The sequence below is a fragment of the Bradyrhizobium sp. LMTR 3 genome (assembly GCF_001693485.1).
GTDB lineage: Bacteria > Pseudomonadota > Alphaproteobacteria > Rhizobiales > Xanthobacteraceae > Bradyrhizobium.
This window is the reverse complement of record NZ_MAXC01000014.1, coordinates 34,913-51,698: the sequence shown is the minus strand read 5'-3', so window position 1 is coordinate 51,698 and position 16,786 is coordinate 34,913. Positions and strand designations below refer to the sequence as shown.

The 16,786-nt window shown below is 63.5% G+C and carries 11 protein-coding genes and 1 pseudogene; 9 read left to right on the top strand and 3 right to left on the bottom strand.

Annotation, left to right across the window (positions count from 1 at the left end):
- Positions 1 to 10: 10 nt before the first annotated feature.
- Together LMTR3_RS14715 and LMTR3_RS14710 are read left to right on the top strand one after the other, a co-directional pair.
- Complete coding sequence (locus LMTR3_RS14715; protein WP_065745807.1) at positions 11 to 1,537, top strand: tripartite tricarboxylate transporter permease; 1,527 nt, start codon at positions 11 to 13, stop codon at positions 1,535 to 1,537.
- Positions 1,534 to 2,565, top strand: coding sequence for a 4-hydroxythreonine-4-phosphate dehydrogenase PdxA (locus LMTR3_RS14710; RefSeq protein ID WP_065745806.1), 1,032 nt, complete (start codon positions 1,534 to 1,536; stop codon positions 2,563 to 2,565). Before LMTR3_RS14715 ends, LMTR3_RS14710 begins: the two co-directional genes overlap by 4 nt.
- 8 nt (positions 2,566 to 2,573) lie before the next feature.
- On the opposite strand, the gene metC is transcribed toward LMTR3_RS14710, so the two are convergent.
- Positions 2,574 to 3,767, bottom strand: coding sequence for a cystathionine beta-lyase (gene metC, locus LMTR3_RS14705; RefSeq protein WP_065745805.1), 1,194 nt, complete (start codon positions 3,765 to 3,767; stop codon positions 2,574 to 2,576).
- Positions 3,768 to 4,101: 334 nt separating this feature from the next.
- On the opposite strand from metC, the gene LMTR3_RS14700 reads away from it, so the two are divergent.
- From LMTR3_RS14700 to LMTR3_RS14680, 5 genes and pseudogenes are all read left to right on the top strand, one after another.
- Positions 4,102 to 5,118 carry an amino acid ABC transporter substrate-binding protein gene (locus LMTR3_RS14700; protein ID WP_065745804.1) on the top strand — a complete coding sequence of 339 codons (1,017 nt, stop codon included), beginning with the start codon at positions 4,102 to 4,104 and terminating at the stop codon, positions 5,116 to 5,118.
- Positions 5,119 to 5,142: 24 nt separating this feature from the next.
- On the top strand, positions 5,143 to 6,348 hold the full coding sequence (locus tag LMTR3_RS14695) for an amino acid ABC transporter permease (protein ID WP_065745803.1): 1,206 nt from the start codon (positions 5,143 to 5,145) through the stop codon (positions 6,346 to 6,348).
- Positions 6,345 to 7,868 carry an amino acid ABC transporter permease gene (locus LMTR3_RS14690; RefSeq protein ID WP_065745802.1) on the top strand — a complete coding sequence of 508 codons (1,524 nt, stop codon included), beginning with the start codon at positions 6,345 to 6,347 and terminating at the stop codon, positions 7,866 to 7,868. The genes LMTR3_RS14695 and LMTR3_RS14690 overlap by 4 nt, the downstream gene beginning before the upstream one ends.
- Before the next feature lie 10 nt (positions 7,869 to 7,878).
- Positions 7,879 to 8,622 carry an amino acid ABC transporter ATP-binding protein gene (locus tag LMTR3_RS14685; protein ID WP_065745801.1) on the top strand — a complete coding sequence of 248 codons (744 nt, stop codon included), beginning with the start codon at positions 7,879 to 7,881 and terminating at the stop codon, positions 8,620 to 8,622.
- A 59-nt stretch (positions 8,623 to 8,681) separates the two neighbouring features.
- Positions 8,682 to 10,610 (top strand): annotated as a pseudogene (locus LMTR3_RS14680) (sulfatase-like hydrolase/transferase); the annotation flags it as partial.
- Between the two features lie 224 nt (positions 10,611 to 10,834).
- Here the strand turns inward: LMTR3_RS14680 and LMTR3_RS14675 are convergent.
- Together LMTR3_RS14675 and LMTR3_RS14670 are read right to left on the bottom strand one after the other, a co-directional pair.
- The gene (locus LMTR3_RS14675; RefSeq protein WP_065745800.1) at positions 10,835 to 11,875 is read right to left on the bottom strand and encodes a cysteine synthase A; all 1,041 of its coding nucleotides are present in this window, start codon (positions 11,873 to 11,875) and stop codon (positions 10,835 to 10,837) included.
- Positions 11,876 to 11,965: 90 nt separating this feature from the next.
- Positions 11,966 to 13,195: an SAM-dependent methyltransferase gene (locus LMTR3_RS14670; protein WP_065745799.1), complete on the bottom strand. Its 1,230-nt coding sequence runs from the start codon at positions 13,193 to 13,195 to the stop codon at positions 11,966 to 11,968.
- Positions 13,196 to 13,907: 712 nt separating this feature from the next.
- Between LMTR3_RS14670 and LMTR3_RS14665 the strand changes: the two genes are divergently transcribed.
- On the top strand, positions 13,908 to 15,368 hold the full coding sequence (locus LMTR3_RS14665) for an efflux transporter outer membrane subunit (protein ID WP_245319890.1): 1,461 nt from the start codon (positions 13,908 to 13,910) through the stop codon (positions 15,366 to 15,368).
- Entirely contained in the window at positions 15,358 to 16,761 is a 1,404-nt protein-coding gene (locus LMTR3_RS14660) for an efflux RND transporter periplasmic adaptor subunit (protein ID WP_065745798.1), read from the top strand. Before LMTR3_RS14665 ends, LMTR3_RS14660 begins: the two co-directional genes overlap by 11 nt.
- Positions 16,762 to 16,786 lie beyond the last annotated feature (25 nt).

Sequence of the window (16,786 nt, the reverse complement as noted above, 5' to 3'; positions counted from 1 at the left end):
GGGGCGGGCGATGGAAAACCTTCAATCGCTGCTGCACGGCTTCACCATCGCGGTCACCGTTCCGCACCTGACGCTGATGGTGATCGGCGTTCTGCTCGGCATTCTCGTCGGCGTTCTGCCCGGCCTTGGTGCGCCAAACGGAGTGTCGCTGTTGCTGCCGCTGACCTTCGGCATGCAGCCGGTGTCGGCGATCATCCTGCTTTCGAGCATGTATTGGGGCGCGTTGTTCGGCGGTTCGGTGACGTCGATCCTGTTCAACATTCCGGGCGAACCTTCGTCGGTCGCCACCACCTTCGACGGCTATCCGATGGCGCGCGACGGCAGGCCGACAACGGCGCTGGCCACCGCTTTCGGCTCGGCGGCGTTCGGCGCGCTTGTCGGCGTGATCCTGATTACGTTTCTGGCTTCGTGGGTGGCACAGGTGGCGCTCGCCTTCGGACCGCCCGAATACTTCGCGGTCTATTTCCTCGCCTTCGCCAGTTTCGTCGGCATGGGCGGTGCGGCGCCGATCAAGACGGTGGTGGCACTCGCGATCGGCTTTGCCATCGCCGCGATCGGCATCGATACGGTTTCGGGCAGCGTGCGGCTCACCATGGGTATCGACGAGCTGGTGAAGGGCGTCAGCTTCGTCGTTGCCGTGATGGGGCTGTTCGGTATCGGCGAGTTGCTGATTGCGGTGGAGGAGGAGTTTCAGGCCCGCGCGGTATCGTCGAGGGTGGATTGGAAGGAAGTCTTCCGGGCGCTGGGCCGTCTGCCGCAGCACGGCGTTGCATTGCTCCGCAGCGCGGCCATCGGCTGCTGGATGGGCATTACGCCGGGCGGTCCGACCGCAGCTTCCTTCATGAGCTATGGTATCGCCAAGCGCTTCTCGCGCAATGGCGCGCGTTTCGGCACCGGCGAGGCCGAGGGCATCGTCGCGCCGGAGACGGCCGACCACGCCGCCGGCACCAGCGCGCTATTGCCGATGCTCTCGCTCGGCATTCCCGGCTCGGCCACGGCTGCTGTCATGATGGGCGGACTGATGATCTGGGGATTGAATCCCGGACCGATGCTATTCGTCGACCAGAAGGATTTCGTCTGGGGGCTGATCGCCTCAATGTATGTCGGCAACATCGTTGCGGTTGCGCTCGTGCTGCTGACCGTTCCCGTGTTCGCCGCCCTGATGCGCATTCCCTTCGCCGTCATCGCCCCCCTGATCGTCATCATCTGCGTCGTCGGCGCCTATTCGGTCTCGAACTCCTATCTCGACGTCGTCCTGATGCTCGGCTTCGGTGTCGTCGGCTATCTCTTCAAGAAGCTGCACTATCCGTTGGCGCCGTTGGTGCTTGCGATCGTGATCGGCGACAAGGCCGAGGACGCGTTCCGGCAGGCCATGCTGATGTCGAAGGGATCGCTCGGGATATTCTTTGCGAACCGGCTGGTGACGACCCTCGTTCTGGCCGGGATGGCGTTGCTGCTGCTTCCGCTCGCCCTGCAGATTGTGCGTCTGCTGCGAAAGCCGGACGAAGCCGCTGGTGAAAAGGTGAGGATCATATGAAGCTGCATAGCCCCGGCAAGCCGGTGATCGCGCTGGCGATGGGAGACCCCGCCGGCATCAGCCCGGAGCTGACCGCAAAACTCGCCTGCCTCGATGAAATCCGTTCCTGCGCACGCCTGATCGTGATCGGAGACCGCCGCGTTTTCGACGAAGGCGTGCGCGTGGCCGGCGTCAGGACGGACCTGCCAAATGTAGCGCCTTCCGCGGACCCGCGAACAATCGGCAGTGACGCCGCTTTTATGGATCTTGGCCATCTCGATCCGGGGACCATCGAACGTGGTGTCGCGAGCCAGGCCGGCGGCGCGTTCGCGCTGGAGAATTATCGTCGCGCGCTCACGCTGGCGCGTGACGGGCAGGCCGACGCTGTCTGCTTCACGCCGTTCAACAAGAAGGCAATGCGGCTCGCGCGCGCGGAGTATGACGACGAGATCGCGTTCTCCGCCGAGGTCGCCGGCCTGAAAACGCCAGCCAGCGAATTCAACGTGCTCGACAGGCTCTGGAATGCCCGCGTCACTTCGCACATCGCGCTCAAGGACGTGGCCTCGCGTCTCTCCGTCGAACGCATTCATCGCGCGCTGAAACTGACCGATGCCTGCATGCGACAGGCCGGCTTTGCCGAGCCCCGTATCGCGGTGGCTGGGCTCAACCCGCATGCCGGTGACGGCGGCAATTTCGGCCGCGAGGAGATCGATGTGATCGAACCTGCCGTCATGGCCGGCCGTGCCGAAGGAATAGCGGCGGAAGGGCCGTTTCCGGCCGATACGGTCTTCCTGCGCGCCAAGAACGGGGCGTTCGATGCGGTGCTGACGATGTACCACGACCAGGGCCAGATCGCGATGAAGCTGATGGGCTTCGATCGCGGGGTGACAATTCTCGGCGGCTTCCCGTTTCCGATCTGTACGCCGGCGCACGGCACGGCATATGACATCGCCGGCCAGGGCGTCGCCTCGGTTGGCGCCAGCCGCGCGGCCCTGTTGCTCGCCGCTGAGATGGCGGGCGCGGCCGGGGCGGGGAATCGGGCGGCGTGAAGCGCCCCCTAGGCGGCAGCCCTCAACGCCGCAAAGCCGCGCTCGAGGTCGGCCTTGAGGTCGTCGACATTCTCCAGGCCGACGTGGAGCCGGAGCGTCGGCCCGCCGGGGGACCATTTGGTCGCGGTGCGGTAGGGATCGCAGTCGAACGGGATGATGAGGCTTTCGAAGCCGCCCCACGAATAGCCCATGCCGAACAGCCTGACGGCATCGAGCAGGGCATCGACCGCCTTTTGGGCGACCGGCTTCAGCACGATGCTGAACAGGCCGGAGGCGCCGGTGAAGTCGCGCTTCCAGATCGCGTGGCCGGGATGGCTTTCGAGCGCCGGATGCAAGACCTGCAGGACTTCGGGGCGGCCGGCGAGCCAACGCGCCATTTCCAGGCCCGAGCGGTAATGTTGCGCGAGCCGCACCGAAAGCGTGCGGGCGCCGCGCAGCGCCAGGAATACGTCGTCGGGTCCGGCGCAGACGCCGAGCAGGCGGATACCCTCGGTGAGCAGCGGCCAGGCTTTCGCGTTCGCCGAAATCGTGCCGAACATGATGTCGGAATGGCCGCCGATATACTTGGTGGCGGCCTGCATGCTGATGTCGACGCCCTGGTCGAGCGAGCGGTGATACAGTGGCGTCGCCCAGGTGTTGTCGTCGATGACGAGCGCGTCCCTTGCATGCGCGACTTCAGCGATGGCGGGAATGTCGCTCATTTCAAACGACTGCGAGCCGGGCGCCTCGACCAGCACCGCCCTGGTGTTCGGTTTGAACAGTTTCTCGATCCCGGCGCCGACCAGCGGATCGAAATAGCCGACCTCGACGCCGTAACGGGCCAGCATGCCGTTGCAGAAGTTGCGCGACGGCCTGTAGACATTATCGGTCACCAGCAGATGATCGCCGGCCTTCAAGACCGACAGGAGTGTGGTGGTGATTGCGGCAAGTCCCGATGGCGCGAGGCCTACGCCTGCGCATTGCGGACCCTCCAGTGACATCAGCACGTCCTGCAGCGCCAGAGTGGTCGGGCTCCCGTGACGCCCATAGGAGAATTCGGCGCGGTGGGCGTGCAGGTCCTCGGCGGTCGGATAGAGCACGGTCGACCCGTGGTACACCGCCGGATTGACGAAACCCCTTTGTCCCTTGGTGTCGCGGCCCCCGGTGACCAGTCTGGTTTCGGGCTTTTGCGGGTTGGACGGTCCGTCGTTCGAAAAGCTCATGCGTTTGCATTATCCAAGACGTTATGCCGCAGCCACAACTTGATCGCGAAAAACACCACCGGGCGGCGGCTCGGGGCCGGCGAGTTAATAACAAGACACAGAAGACGGCAGTCAACCCCTTGACCCGGCACGCCAGTCGTTCTGTGATGCGTTTCAACTATCATCGCCGCAAGTTGAGGGGCCTGCTGCGATCGGATCCACCGCCTGACCGGAATGGCACGCAAAATGCACGGTCGGGATGACGCTTTTGAGCGCGGGATCAGCGGGTTGGCCCCACAACGTCAGGCGTTGCCTAAAAAACGATCTCCGGACGTCCCCTTGAAAGGCCTAACCCATGAAACGCGTATCTCTGGTTGTCACCCTTGCCCTTGCCGCCGGCCTCTCGGCCCAGGCCGCCTCGGCGCAAACCCTCAAGACGGTCAAGGACCGGGGCATGCTGTCCTGTGGGGTCAGCCAAGGTCTGCCGGGCTTCTCGACGCCGGACGACAAGGGTAACTGGACCGGGCTCGACGTCGACATCTGCCGGGCGATCGCCGCTGCCATTTTCAACGACGCGTCCAAGATCAAGTTCGTCCCGCTCTCGGCCAAGGACCGTTTCACCGCGCTGCAGTCGGGCGAGATCGACGTGCTGTCCCGCAACACCACGTGGACGCTGTCGCGCGATACTTCGCTGGGCGCCAATTTCACCGGCGTTACCTATTATGACGGCCAAGGCTTCCTGGTGAAGAAGTCGCTGAAGGTGAATTCGGCGCTGGAGCTCAACAGTGCGTCGGTTTGCGTGCAGACCGGCACCACGACCGAGCAGAACCTCGCCGACTACTTCAAGGGCAACAACATGAAGTACGAGGTGATCGCGTTCGCGACCGCCGACGAGACCGTCAAGGCCTATGAGTCCGGCCGGTGCGACGTGTTCACCTCCGACGTCTCCCAGCTCTATGCCGAACGCCTGAAGGTCGCCAACCCAGCCGATCACGTCGTGCTGCCCGAGGTGATCTCGAAGGAACCGCTCGGGCCGATGGTCCGCCATGGCGACGATCAGTGGTTCGATATCGTGAAATGGACGCTTTACGCGATGGTCGGTGCCGAAGAGCTCGGCTTGACACAGAAGAACGTGGACGAGATGGCCAAGTCCGACAAACCCGAGGTCAAGCGCGCCGTCGGCACAGACGGCAATCTGGGCGAGCAACTCGGCCTGACCAAGAACTGGATGGTGCGGATCGTGAAGGCGGTCGGCAATTACGGCGAGTCCTTCGAGCGCAACGTCGGTTCCGGCTCCAAGCTCGGCATCGCCCGCGGCCTCAACAATCTATGGAGCAAGGGCGGTATCCAGTACGCGCCGCCGATCCGCTAAGCGCCAGCGAGAGGGGCTGCGGCGATGGCCATCGATCCCCGAAAACCACCATCGCAGCTACTTCCCAGGCTGCAGCGCGCGCTCGGCGGCCGTGCTGGCTGGAGCGGCTTCGTCCTCCAACTGCTGTTCGTCGCCGCGCTCGCCTGGATCTCCTACGAGATCGTCGCCAATGCCCGCGCCAATTTGCAGGCGCAGCGGATCACGGCGGGCTTCGGCTTCCTTGCCAACAATGCCGGCTTTGACGTCAGCCAGAGCCTGATCCCCTATTCGGGGTCCGATCCCTACACGCGCGTCTTTGTGGTTGGCCTGCTCAACACGTTGCTGGTCTCGGTGATCGGCATCTTCTTCGCCACCGTGATCGGCTTCCTGGTCGCACTCGGCCGGCTGTCGCCGAACTGGCTACTGGCGCGAATCTCGGGCGGCTATGTCGAACTGATCCGCAACCTGCCGCTGCTGTTCCAGATCTTGTTCTGGTATCTCGCGGTGCTCGCCGCTTTGCCCAATCCGCGGCAGAGCATCTCGGTCTTCGACAGTTTCTTCCTCAGCAATCGCGGGCTGGTCATTCCGAAGCCCATCGGTGAGCCCGGCTTTGAGCCGTTCGTTGTCGCCTTGCTGGTTGCGATCGCCGCCGCGATCGTATTGTGGCGATACGCGCGCCGTCAGCTCTTCCAAAGCGGCAAGGTGATCAAGGTATGGCCCTATGCGCTCGGCATGGTGATCGGCCTGCCGTTGCTCAGCGTGCTCATCTTCGGCAAACCCGTCACGTTTGAAGTGCCTGTCCTCAGGGGCTTCAACTTCGCCGGCGGCTCACGCCTGATACCGGAATTCGTTGCGTTGACGCTGGCGCTGTCGACCTACACGGCGGCCTTCATTGCCGAGATCGTGCGCGCGGGCATTCTCTCCGTGCACAAGGGCCAGATGGAAGCCGGCTCCTCGCTCGGACTGCAGCGCGGCTCGGTGTTGCGGCTGATCGTGATCCCGCAGGCGATGCGCGTGATCCTGCCGCCGCTCACCAACCAGTATCTCAACCTGACCAAGAACTCCTCGCTGGCGGTCGCGATCGGCTATCCCGATCTGGTCTCGGTGTTCGCCGGAACCACGCTGAGCCAGACCGGGCAGGCGATCGAAATCATCGGTATCACCATGGGCGTCTATCTCCTGATCTCGCTGGTCACCAGCGCAATCATGAGTTTCTATGGGTGGCGGATCAGCCGGAGCATGGGCGGATGAGCGACACGACTTCATCCATTTTCGTCCGCCAGGACCTCGTGCCCGAGCGGGCCGCGCCTGTGAAGACCACCGGTTTCATCGGCTTCCTGCGCACGCGGCTGTTCAATTCGCCGACCAATATCCTGATCACGATCGTCAGTGTGTTACTGCTGTGGGTCATCCTGGTGCCCGCGCTGAAATTCGCGTTCGTCGATGCAGTCTGGATCGGCAAGGACCGCACCGCCTGCCTCCCGAAAAATCCGACCGACGTGGTTGGCGCCTGCTGGCCCTTTATTCAGGCCAAGTTCTCGCAGTTTATCTACGGATTCTATCCGGAGCCGGAACGCTGGCGCGTCAATTTGACTTTCATTCTTGCCGCGATCCTCTTGGTGCCGCTGTTGATTCCGCGTTTGCCGGCCAAAGGTCCGAACGCCATCCTGTTCTTCCTGGCACTTCCCGTCATTGCCTTCTTCCTGCTGCGCGGCGGCGGGATCGGCGGCTTCGGCGTGAGCTGGACGGCCGGGCTTCTTTCGGGCTTCAACGACAGTATCGGCGACGGCGGCAGGAAGCTGGTGGCCTCCGGCGAGGCGACGGCTATCATCGGCCCGCTGTTGTGGGTCATCGGCAAGCTGATCGTGCTGGTGAGCACGGTGGTTGGCTGGGTGTTGCTGCCGTTGACCTGGCTGCGCGACCAGATCCAGGCCTCCGGCCAGCCGGTCTGGGCAGATCTCGGCGCGACCACATTGATCGTTTCGGCGCTCTTGTTCTGGCTTGGTGGCGGCTTGCGCTCCGGCTGGCGTCCGCTCGTCACCTGTCTTGGGGTCTTTTTCGCTATCGCGCTGGTGATCGCGGTGATGGGGCTCGACAACGGTGGACTTCCGGAGGTCGACACGCGGTTGTGGGGCGGCCTGCTGGTCACGCTGGTGGTATCCGTCACCGGCATCGTCGCCTCGATGCCGGTCGGCATTGCGCTGGCGCTCGGGCGGCGCTCGACCATTCCGCTGATCCGGATTTTCTCGATTGCCTTCATCGAGTTCTGGCGCGGCGTTCCGCTGATAACGGTGCTGTTCTTCGCAACCTATATGCTGCCGCTATTCGTCCCGGCCGGCTTCACCATCGATGGGCTGATGCGCGCGTTGATCGGCATTGCGCTGTTCGCCGGCGCCTACCAGGCCGAAGTGATCCGCGGTGGCCTGCAGGCGATCCCGCGGGGGCAGGCGGAGGCGGCGAGCGCGCTTGGCCTGTCCTGGGCCAAAACCACGGCGCTGATCGTGATGCCGCAGGCGCTGCGCCACGTCATCCCCGGTCTCGTCAACAGCTTCATCGCGCTGTTCAAGGATACCTCGCTGGTCTCGATCGTCGCGCTGTTCGATCTCCTGGGGCAGCTCAGGGCTTCCTTCAGCGATCCGGTCTGGTCGACGCCGACGACGCTGTTCACCGGCTTTGCCTTCACTGGACTGATCTATTTCGTCTTCTGCTTCGGGATGTCGCGTTACTCGCTGTTCGTCGAGAACCGGCTGAACGCACATCGTCGCAACTGAGTACATCACCATGACCGCAAACTCGATCGTTGGCATCAACGCACTCAACAAATGGTACGGCGATTTTCACGTGCTGCGCGACATCAACCTCGATGTCGCCAAGGGCGAGCGCATCGTGATCTGCGGCCCCTCGGGCTCGGGCAAGTCGACGCTGATCCGCTGCATCAACGCGCTGGAGGAATTCCAGGAAGGCCAGATCGTGGTCGAGGGCATCGAACTCGGTCCGAACCTGCGGCGGGTGGATGAAGTCCGCCGCGAGGTCGGCATGGTGTTCCAGAGCTTTAACCTGTTTCCGCACCTGACCGTGCTTGAGAACTGCACGCTGGCGCCGATCTGGGTACGCAACATTCCGAAAAAGGACGCCGAGGCGACCGCGATGAAATTCCTGGAGCGGGTCAAGATCCCGCATCAGGCCAACAAATATCCCGGCCAGATGTCGGGCGGTCAGCAGCAGCGCGTCGCCATTGCCCGCGCACTGACCATGAATCCGAAGGTGATGCTGTTCGACGAGCCGACCTCGGCGCTCGACCCGGAAATGGTCAAGGAAGTGCTCGACACCATGGTCGATCTCGCCAGGGAAGGCATGACCATGCTGGTCGTCACCCACGAAATGGGATTTGCCCGCGAAGTCGCCAACCGCGTCGTCTTCATGGACGCAGGGCAAGTGATCGAGTCAAACACGCCGCATGAATTCTTCGCCAACCCGCAGCACGCGCGCACGAAGCTGTTCCTGAGCCAGATATTGCGGCACTAGAACGTGGCCTCATTAGCGCGAAGCCTTAGCCGTCCGGCGCGAGGGCATGTCGTGATGCGTACGGCAAGGACCACAACGTGCCGCAGTGGGAAGGGAGCCAGGCTGGCCCGTTCCACAACTGGCCGACCGGCCCCATCAAGGGCTTCGACTACTATTACGGGTTCGCCGGCGACGACACTAGCCAGTGGCAGCCGAACAACCTGTTCCGCAACACCACACCGATCCAGCCCTTCCTTGGCAACCCCGGCTGGAATCTGGTCACCGCCATGGCCGACGAGGCGATCGGGCGCATCAAGATGCTGAACGACGTCCAGCCCGACCGGCCCTTCATGATCTACTACGCGCCCGGCGCCACGCACTCACCACACCACCCGGCGCCGGAGTGGGTCAAGAAGATCAGCGACTTGCACCTGTTCGACCAGGGCTGGAACAAGCTGCGTGAAACCATCTTCGCCAATCAAAGGAAGCTCGGCGTCATCCCGCCAAACGCAAAGCTCACCGCCTGGCCGAACGACATCCCACAGTGGGATACGCTCTCACCCGAGGCGAAGAAGCTCTACATCCGCCAAGCCGAAATCTATGCGGCGTTCCTGGCCTATACGGACCACGAGATCGGCCGTGTGATCCAGGCGATCGCTGACACCGGCAAGCTTGACAATACGCTGGTCATCTACATCAGCGGCGACAACGGCGCGAGCCCCGAAGGCACGCTGCACGGCCTGTTCAATGAGTTCGCCGTTGCGAATGCGGTGAACCCGACGGTCGAACAGAACATGAAATTCTACGACGCCTGGGGCACCGACCAGACCTACCCGCACTTCGCGGTGGGCTGGGCGTGGGCCTGGGCCACGCCGTATCAGTGGACCAAGGAGGTGGCCTCTCACTTCGGCGGCACCCGCAATGGCATGGCCATGGCTTGGCCCGCGCGCATCAAGGACGCCGGCGGCATCCGCCATCAGTTTCACCATGTGATCGACATCGTGCCGACGATCCTCGAAGCGGCCAGCCTTCCGCAGCCGGTGAGCGTCAACGGCATCGCGCAAAAGCCGATCGAAGGGGTGAGCATGGCCTATAGCTGGGACAAGGCCAACGCGAACGCGCCGGGCCAGCGGACTACGCAGTATTTCGAAATGTTTGGTTCGCGCGCGATCTACCACGACGGATGGATGGCCTCTGCGCCTCCCATCCACGCGCCCTGGATCCTCACCTTGGACAAGCCGCCCGCGGATGTCATGAACGGCTTCCCATGGGAGCTCTACAACGTCGCCGAGGACTGGACGCAGGCCAACAACCTCGCCGCCAAGATGCCGGACAAGCTCCGCGCCATGCAGCAGTTGTTCACGCTGGAGGCGACGAAGTACCAGGTCTTTCCGCTCGACGACTCTCGCCTCGAGAGGTTCATCTCGCATAAGCCAAGCTATGTGCCGGGCCGGACCCTCTTCACCTATTCGGGCGAACTGAGCAACGTGCCGTTCCCGGAGACTGGCAACGCACCGAGCCTTCTGAACCGGTCGTACACGATCATGGCCGAGGTCGATATTCCCCAGGGCGGTGCCGAGGGCATGCTGATAACCGACGGCGGCCGCTTCGCCGGCTACGGCTTCTATCTGCTCAAGGGCAAGCCGGTGTTCACCTGGAACCTTGTCGGACTCGAGCGCGTGAAGTGGCAGGGCAAGGAGGCACTTGCGCCGGGCAAACACACGCTGGAGTTCGATTGGAAATACGACGGCCCCGGCCTGGGCAAGGGTGGCACCGGCACCCTGAAGGCGGACGGCAAGGTCGTCGACAGCCATCCCATGCCGCGCAGTCTGCCGATCACCCTCATGTGGGACGAGACCTTCAACGTCGGCCTCGACAGCGGCACGCCGGTGGACGACCAGGACTACCAGGTGCCGTTCCGCTTCACCGGCAAGATCGACAAGCTGACGGTGAAGCTCGGGTCGGACGAGATGTCAGCCGCAGGAACGACCCAAGGAAGCCGCCGATAGGCGCTGGCAGTTCATCAAAGATTGGTCGGCCCCCCAAACGGGGGCTGACCTCAAAGCGTCTGTCGCACGTTGGCGGCAAAGAGGCCGGCTGAGGAGCGCCTATTGGCCGCATCTCGAAGGATGGGGCACCGGCGCCTCATGGTTCACCCGGCGATGCGCAAGCGTTGTCCGGAGACGCGCGAAGACGCGCTCCTCACCATGAGGGGTGGGCATACGCAGCCCACTCAAACCTTCTCGAACGGCACGTCGATCTTGGTACGCTTTTCCAGCCATGCCGGCACCGGCAGGTTCTTCGAGCGCATGAATGCCGGATTGAACAGCTTTGACTGATAGCGGTTGCCGGAGTCCGCGAGGATGGTGACGATGGTCTTGCCGGGTCCGAGCTGCTTTGCCAATCGGATCGCGCCAGCGACGTTGATACCGGTGGAGCCGCCGAGGCACAGGCCCTCCTGCTCGAGCAGTTCGTAGATGACAGTTACGGCTTCCTCGTCGGAAATCAGGAAAGCGTCATCGACAACGGCGGTCTCGATGATGGGCGTGACACGGCCGAGCCCGATGCCTTCGGTGATCGAGTCACCTGGCGTCGACTTGGCGGTACCATTCTTGAATAATTCGTACATCGCGAAGCCGTGCGGATCGGCGCAGGCGGTCACGATGTCCTTGTTCTTTTCCTTCAGAAAGCGGCTGGCGCCCGCGAGCGTGCCGCCGGTGCCGACCGAGCAGATGAAGCCGTCGACCTTGCCGCCGGTTTGCTCCCAGATCTCGGGTCCGGTGGACTCGTAGTGCGCCTTGGCATTGTCCAGATTGTTCCACTGGTCGGCGAACAAGACGCCGTTCGGCTCGGTCTTGCGAAGCTGGTCGGCAAGCCGCCGCCCGACATGCTGGTAGTTGTTGGGGTTGGCGTAGGGCAGTTGCGGCACCTCGACGAGCTCGGCGCCGCACAGCCGCAGCATGTCCTTCTTTTCCTGGCTCTGCGTTTCCGGAATCAGGATCAAGGTCCGGTATCCACGCGCGCTGGCGACCACGGCGAGCCCGATGCCGGTATTGCCGGCGGTTGATTCCACCACGAGCCCGCCCGGTTTGAGATCGCCGCGCTTTTCGGCTTCGAGGATCATCCATTTGCCGGCGCGGTCCTTGACCGACTGGCCGGGATTCATGAATTCGGCCTTGCCGAGAATGGTGCAGCCGGTCGCTTCCGAAGCGTGCTTCAGCTTGATGAGGGGCGTGTTGCCGATCGCTTCGATGACGTCTTTGTTGAAGGCCATGTCTTTGAAATCGCCGGTTTGTTTGCCTAATCGTTAGGCGACCCTAAAGGAGGGCCGCCAGCCATACAAGCCAGCGTTGGGGCAGGGCGATCAGCCCGATTTCGCAAACACCACCTGGCGCACGTCGATATTTCCGGACAGGAAACCGGCCTCGCAATAGGCGAGGTAATATTCCCACAGCCGCCGGAAGCGATCGTCGAAACCCGACGGCGTCAGGTTCGGCCAGGCCGCACGGAAATTGCTTCGCCAGATCGCGAGCGTCTTGGCATAATCTTGCCCAAAGATACGTTCGCGGATGACGGGAACGCCGAAGCGTTCACCGAGCGTTTTCAGGATCTGCGGCGACGGCAGCATGCCGCCCGGAAAGACGTAGCGCTGGATGAAGTCGACTTCGCGCCGATAGGTCTGGAACAGGCTGTCCTGGATGGTGATGGCCTGGATGCCGGCGAGGCCACCCGGCAGCAGGCGGTCGCGCAACTGTGAAAAATATTTTGGCCAGAATTGCTCGCCGACCGCCTCGATCATCTCGATCGAGGCGATCCGGTCATAGCGGTCGCGCTCGTCGCGGTAGTCCTGCAGCTTGATCTCGACCCTATCGCTGAGTCCGGCGTTCTGAATGCGCGCCTGTGCGAACTCACGCTGTTCCTTGCTGATGGTGAGCCCGACCACCCTGGCGCCGAACGTCTTGGCAGCGTATTCGGCAAAGCCGCCCCATCCGCAGCCGATCTCCAACAGCTTCTGGCCCGGCCGCAGATCGATAGCCTCGGCGAGCCGCCGGTATTTGTTGTGTTGGGCTGCCGTCAGGTCGGGTGTGTCGTCCTCGAACAGCGCCGACGAATAGGTCATGCTGGGATCGAGCCACGCCGAATAAAAGGCGTTGCCGATGTCGTAATGCGCATAGATGTTGCGGCGAGCCTGCCGCCTTGTGTTGCGGTTGAGCCAATGCCTGACGGCCTGGAAGGTGCGCGTCAGCGGGTTGCCGATCAGCATGGTCTGCATCCAGTCCTGGTTGACGCAGAACAGATAGAGGAATTGCGTGAGATCGGGCGTGTCCCATTCGCCGCGCAGATAGGCTTCCGCAATGCCGATGTCGCCGCCGCGCAGAAGCCGCGAGGCAAAGCCGTAATCATAGATCGTCATGGCTGCGGCGGGGCCGGGGCCATTGCCGCCAAGCCGAACAATGCGGCCGTCGGCCAGGGTTACGTCGAGCGTGCCGTGTTGCAGCTTTGAACCAAAGCCCAGCGCCAGCCGGACCATGCGGGGCAATTCCGGAAACGTCGCGTCTACAGTTTCCGATCTGACCGAAATCAACTCGGGCATGTGCGATCCATCGAATTGCGGTTTACCCGGGCTTCGCATGGCCGATCGACCCTGCTTCAATGCTTGGCACGGGTGGACAACGCTGGCGAAGTATAAACGTTGATTTTTCCACTCGCCAAGCCGGTATTGAAGGCCGCCCCCTGCCGTGGGACCGGCCGCATGCCTCGTGGAGGCTGTAGAGCGCCGCGCGGTTGACGCAGAGCAGCAGCGATGGCCGGTTCGAACCCGGCCACGTCCAGATCGATCAGCAGGCTCGTCACGCGAAAAGCTGAAGCGATGGCCGATCGGCTGCAGCCGCGCATGCACGCACAGTGCGATATGGAGTGGCTGTTCCCGGAGTTTCGAATCGGCCACAGGCCAGAGCTCCGCCGTGCGACGAGCCGGTTGTCGGACGTCAGAACAGGGGAAAAACCCCATGAAATCTTCGTAAGAATTCGGCGGTCCTGCGGCGTCCCGACATCGTTCCGACCCTATAAAACAAGGGAAAGTGAGCTCTTTGTCGCCCGCTTTGCGGACCTGAACGCACGATCGCCGAGAGGCTGCGCGGGGCTGTCCGCGTGCTGAGCGCAAGGCTAATATCGGGGTTCGGTTCCAACGGAAGCATCACCCCCGTGAACGTGTCGCAGCCCAACAGGAGAAGCGCTCAAATTGCGCCGGGCCGGGATTTGCCCGGTGGAGAACGGGTGTGACCCAGCGAATTGCAACTGCTGCGATCGAAGGTTGGCCTGTTCTCATTCCGGGCGGCAAGCGGCTGGCGCGATCGCTTGCCGTGCTTGGCCTCGTCGCCAGCTCCGCGGGTTGCATCCTGACCAAGGACCTTCCCGACCCTGCACTCGACATTCCCGAAGGCTACAAGGCGGCCCGGCTTTCCAAGGCCGCGGACGCACCGTCGACGCTCGACTGGTGGCGCGGTTTTCGTTCGCGGGAGCTGACGGGCCTGATGGAGGAGGCGCAGACCGTCAATCTGGACATTGCGGCCGCCACCGCGCGGTTCAGGCAGGCCGATGCGCAGGCACGAATCGCCGGCGCCGCGTTGCTGCCAACTCTCAGCGGCTCCGGGTCGGAGAGCTATTCCCGCACCTCTCGTTCGAGTACCAGCGGCCTGTCCACTGGCGGCCGTGAGGTGGTCAACTATTCGGCATCGCTCAGTGCCAGCTACGAATTGGATTTCTGGGGCAAGAACCGCGACGCCGCCCAGGCGGCGGAGGAGACCGCGGCTGCCAGCCGTTTTGACCGCGACGTCATCGCGCTGACCACGCTGACGACGGTCGCCAATGCCTATTTCCAGGTGCTCGCCGCGCAGGACCGGATTCGTACCGCACAGCGAAACATCGCGAGCGCCGAGCGCATCCTGAACGCCATCAAGGAACGATTTAAGGCCGGCACCGGTACCGATCTCGACGTCGCGCAACAGGAAAGCGTGGTGGCCAACCAGCGCGCGCTGGTGCCGCCGTTGCGGCAGACGCTCGACCAGAACATCAACGCGCTGGCGACCTTGGTGTCGCGTCCGCCAGAATCCGTGCGTATCACCGGCGGAACCCTCAATCGGATTGCCGCGCCACGCGTCACGCCGGGCCTGCCTTCCGAGTTGCTGACGCAACGCCCCGACATTCGTCGCCAGGAAGCGCAGCTTGCCTCGGCCACCGCTAACGTCGGCAGCGCCCGCGCGCAGTTCTTTCCGAGCATTCAACTGACGGGGCAGGGCGGTTATCAAAGCTCGGCGTTGACGGCGCTGTTTCAGCCGCAAGCCGCGTTCTTCAGCATGGTCGGCAGCCTGACCCAACCGATCTTCGATGGCGGCAGGATCCTCGGCAATTTCGAGCTCACCAAGGCGCTGCAGGATGAACTGCTGCAGACCTACCGCAAGACGGTGGTGCAAGCCTTTGCCGATGTCGATAATGCCCTGATGTCGATCCGCCAGACCACCGAGAGGCTGCGGCTGCAGCGCGAGGTCGTGGCGTCGTCGCGGCGGGCGTTTGAATTGTCCGAGCAGCAGTTGCGGGCCGGGACCGCCGACATCGTCGTTGTGCTAAATACGCAGCTAACATTATTCCAGGCCGAGGATGCGCTGTCGCAGGCTCAACTGGCCCGGCTGCTGGCAATTGTCAGCCTCTATCAGGCGCTGGGGGGCGGCTGGGAGCCCAGGATGGAAAGGCCGGTCGATGCTCTTTAAGCCGGAAGTGAAGGACGACCCGAAGACGGCGCGCAAGCGCGTCGTGCGCGGCATTGGCCGGCGGATGGTGTCGCTTTCGATCACGCTGTTGATCCTCGGCGGGCTCGGCTATCTCGGCTGGAACGCCTTTCAGCAGAAGCAGACCGGCCGTGGCGGGCCCGGCGCACGTCCCGATCTCCCGGTGCCGGTGCTGGCGGCCATGCCCCGCACGCAGGATGTGCCTGTATATCTCGATGCCGTGGGCTCGGTCCGCGCGCTGAACACGGTGACGGTGCGCGCCCAGGTCGACGGCAAGCTGATCAAGGTGAACTTCGTCGAAGGTCAGGACGTCAAGCAGGGCGACGTGCTGGCCGAAATCGATCCCGTGATCTACCAGGCGCAGTACGATCAAGCGGTGGCGAAGAAGGCGCAGGACGAAGCGCTGCTCGCCAACCAGAAGCTCGATCTGGCGCGCTATCAGCAGCTCGCCGCCTCGAATGCCGGCTCCAAGCAGCAGGCCGATACGCAGCGCGCCGTGGTCGCCCAGCAGGAAGCGCTGGTGCAGGCCGATCAGGCCGCGATCGACAATGCCAAGGCGATGCTCGGCTATACCAAGGTCATCGCGCCGTTGTCTGGGCGCGCCGGCCTGCGCCAGGTCGATCAGGGCAACATCATCCGCGCCTCCGACGTCACCGGGCTGGTCATCATCACCCAACTGCAGCCGATCGCGGTGCAGTTCAGCCTGCCGCAGCAGCAGATCGTGCGGGTCAACGCTGCCGCTGCCGGAGGCGTGCTGGCGGTGGACGTGTTCGGCAATGACGGCGTGACCGTCATCGACACCGGTACGCTCAAAGGCATCGACAACCAGGTCGATCCGACCACCGGCACGCTGAAGCTGAAGGCGGAGTTTCCCAACGCCAAATTCCAGCTCTGGCCCGGACAGTTCGTCAATGTGCGGCTGAAGGTCGAAACGCTGGAGAAGGCGATCGTGGTGCCGAGCTCGGCGGTGCAACGTGGTCCGCTTGGGACATTCAGCTATGTGATCGGCCCCGACAATGTCGCGACCGCCAAGCCGGTCGTGGTGACGCAGCAGAACGAGAACGATGCCGTCATCGCGAGCGGGCTTTCGATCTCCGACCGCGTGGTGACCACCGGCTTTGCCAATTTGTCTGACGGCGCCAAGGTCTTGATTGGCACCGACGACAGGGCGCCAACCGCCGACCTCGCGCCGCGCAAGCGCAGCCGCAGCCCCGATGCCAAGGGAGACTCCAAGGCAGGTCCGGGCAAGGAGGGTCAAGCAACCGATGGCGAGCGCCGAGGCAAGCGCGAGCGCGGCGAGGGCGATCAAAAGGGACAAACCGGCCCGGCACCTGTCGAGCCGGCGCGCGGCGGCGCTGCGAAGTCGCAGCCATGATCGCTGCGCCGCGCGCCTGAAATGA

What these genes read in the sequence shown, in the direction of transcription:
- LMTR3_RS14715 (WP_065745807.1), top strand. Translation starts at nt 11, where the DNA reads ATGGAAAACCTTCAATCGCTGCTGCACGGCTTCACCATCGCGGTCACC.
- LMTR3_RS14710 (WP_065745806.1), top strand. Translation starts at nt 1,534, where the DNA reads ATGAAGCTGCATAGCCCCGGCAAGCCGGTGATCGCGCTGGCGATGGGA.
- metC (WP_065745805.1), bottom strand. Translation starts at nt 3,767, where the DNA reads ATGAGCTTTTCGAACGACGGACCGTCCAACCCGCAAAAGCCCGAAACC.
- LMTR3_RS14700 (WP_065745804.1), top strand. Translation starts at nt 4,102, where the DNA reads ATGAAACGCGTATCTCTGGTTGTCACCCTTGCCCTTGCCGCCGGCCTC.
- LMTR3_RS14695 (WP_065745803.1), top strand. Translation starts at nt 5,143, where the DNA reads ATGGCCATCGATCCCCGAAAACCACCATCGCAGCTACTTCCCAGGCTG.
- LMTR3_RS14690 (WP_065745802.1), top strand. Translation starts at nt 6,345, where the DNA reads ATGAGCGACACGACTTCATCCATTTTCGTCCGCCAGGACCTCGTGCCC.
- LMTR3_RS14685 (WP_065745801.1), top strand. Translation starts at nt 7,879, where the DNA reads ATGACCGCAAACTCGATCGTTGGCATCAACGCACTCAACAAATGGTAC.
- LMTR3_RS14675 (WP_065745800.1), bottom strand. Translation starts at nt 11,875, where the DNA reads ATGGCCTTCAACAAAGACGTCATCGAAGCGATCGGCAACACGCCCCTC.
- LMTR3_RS14670 (WP_065745799.1), bottom strand. Translation starts at nt 13,195, where the DNA reads ATGCCCGAGTTGATTTCGGTCAGATCGGAAACTGTAGACGCGACGTTT.
- LMTR3_RS14660 (WP_065745798.1), top strand. Translation starts at nt 15,358, where the DNA reads ATGCTCTTTAAGCCGGAAGTGAAGGACGACCCGAAGACGGCGCGCAAG.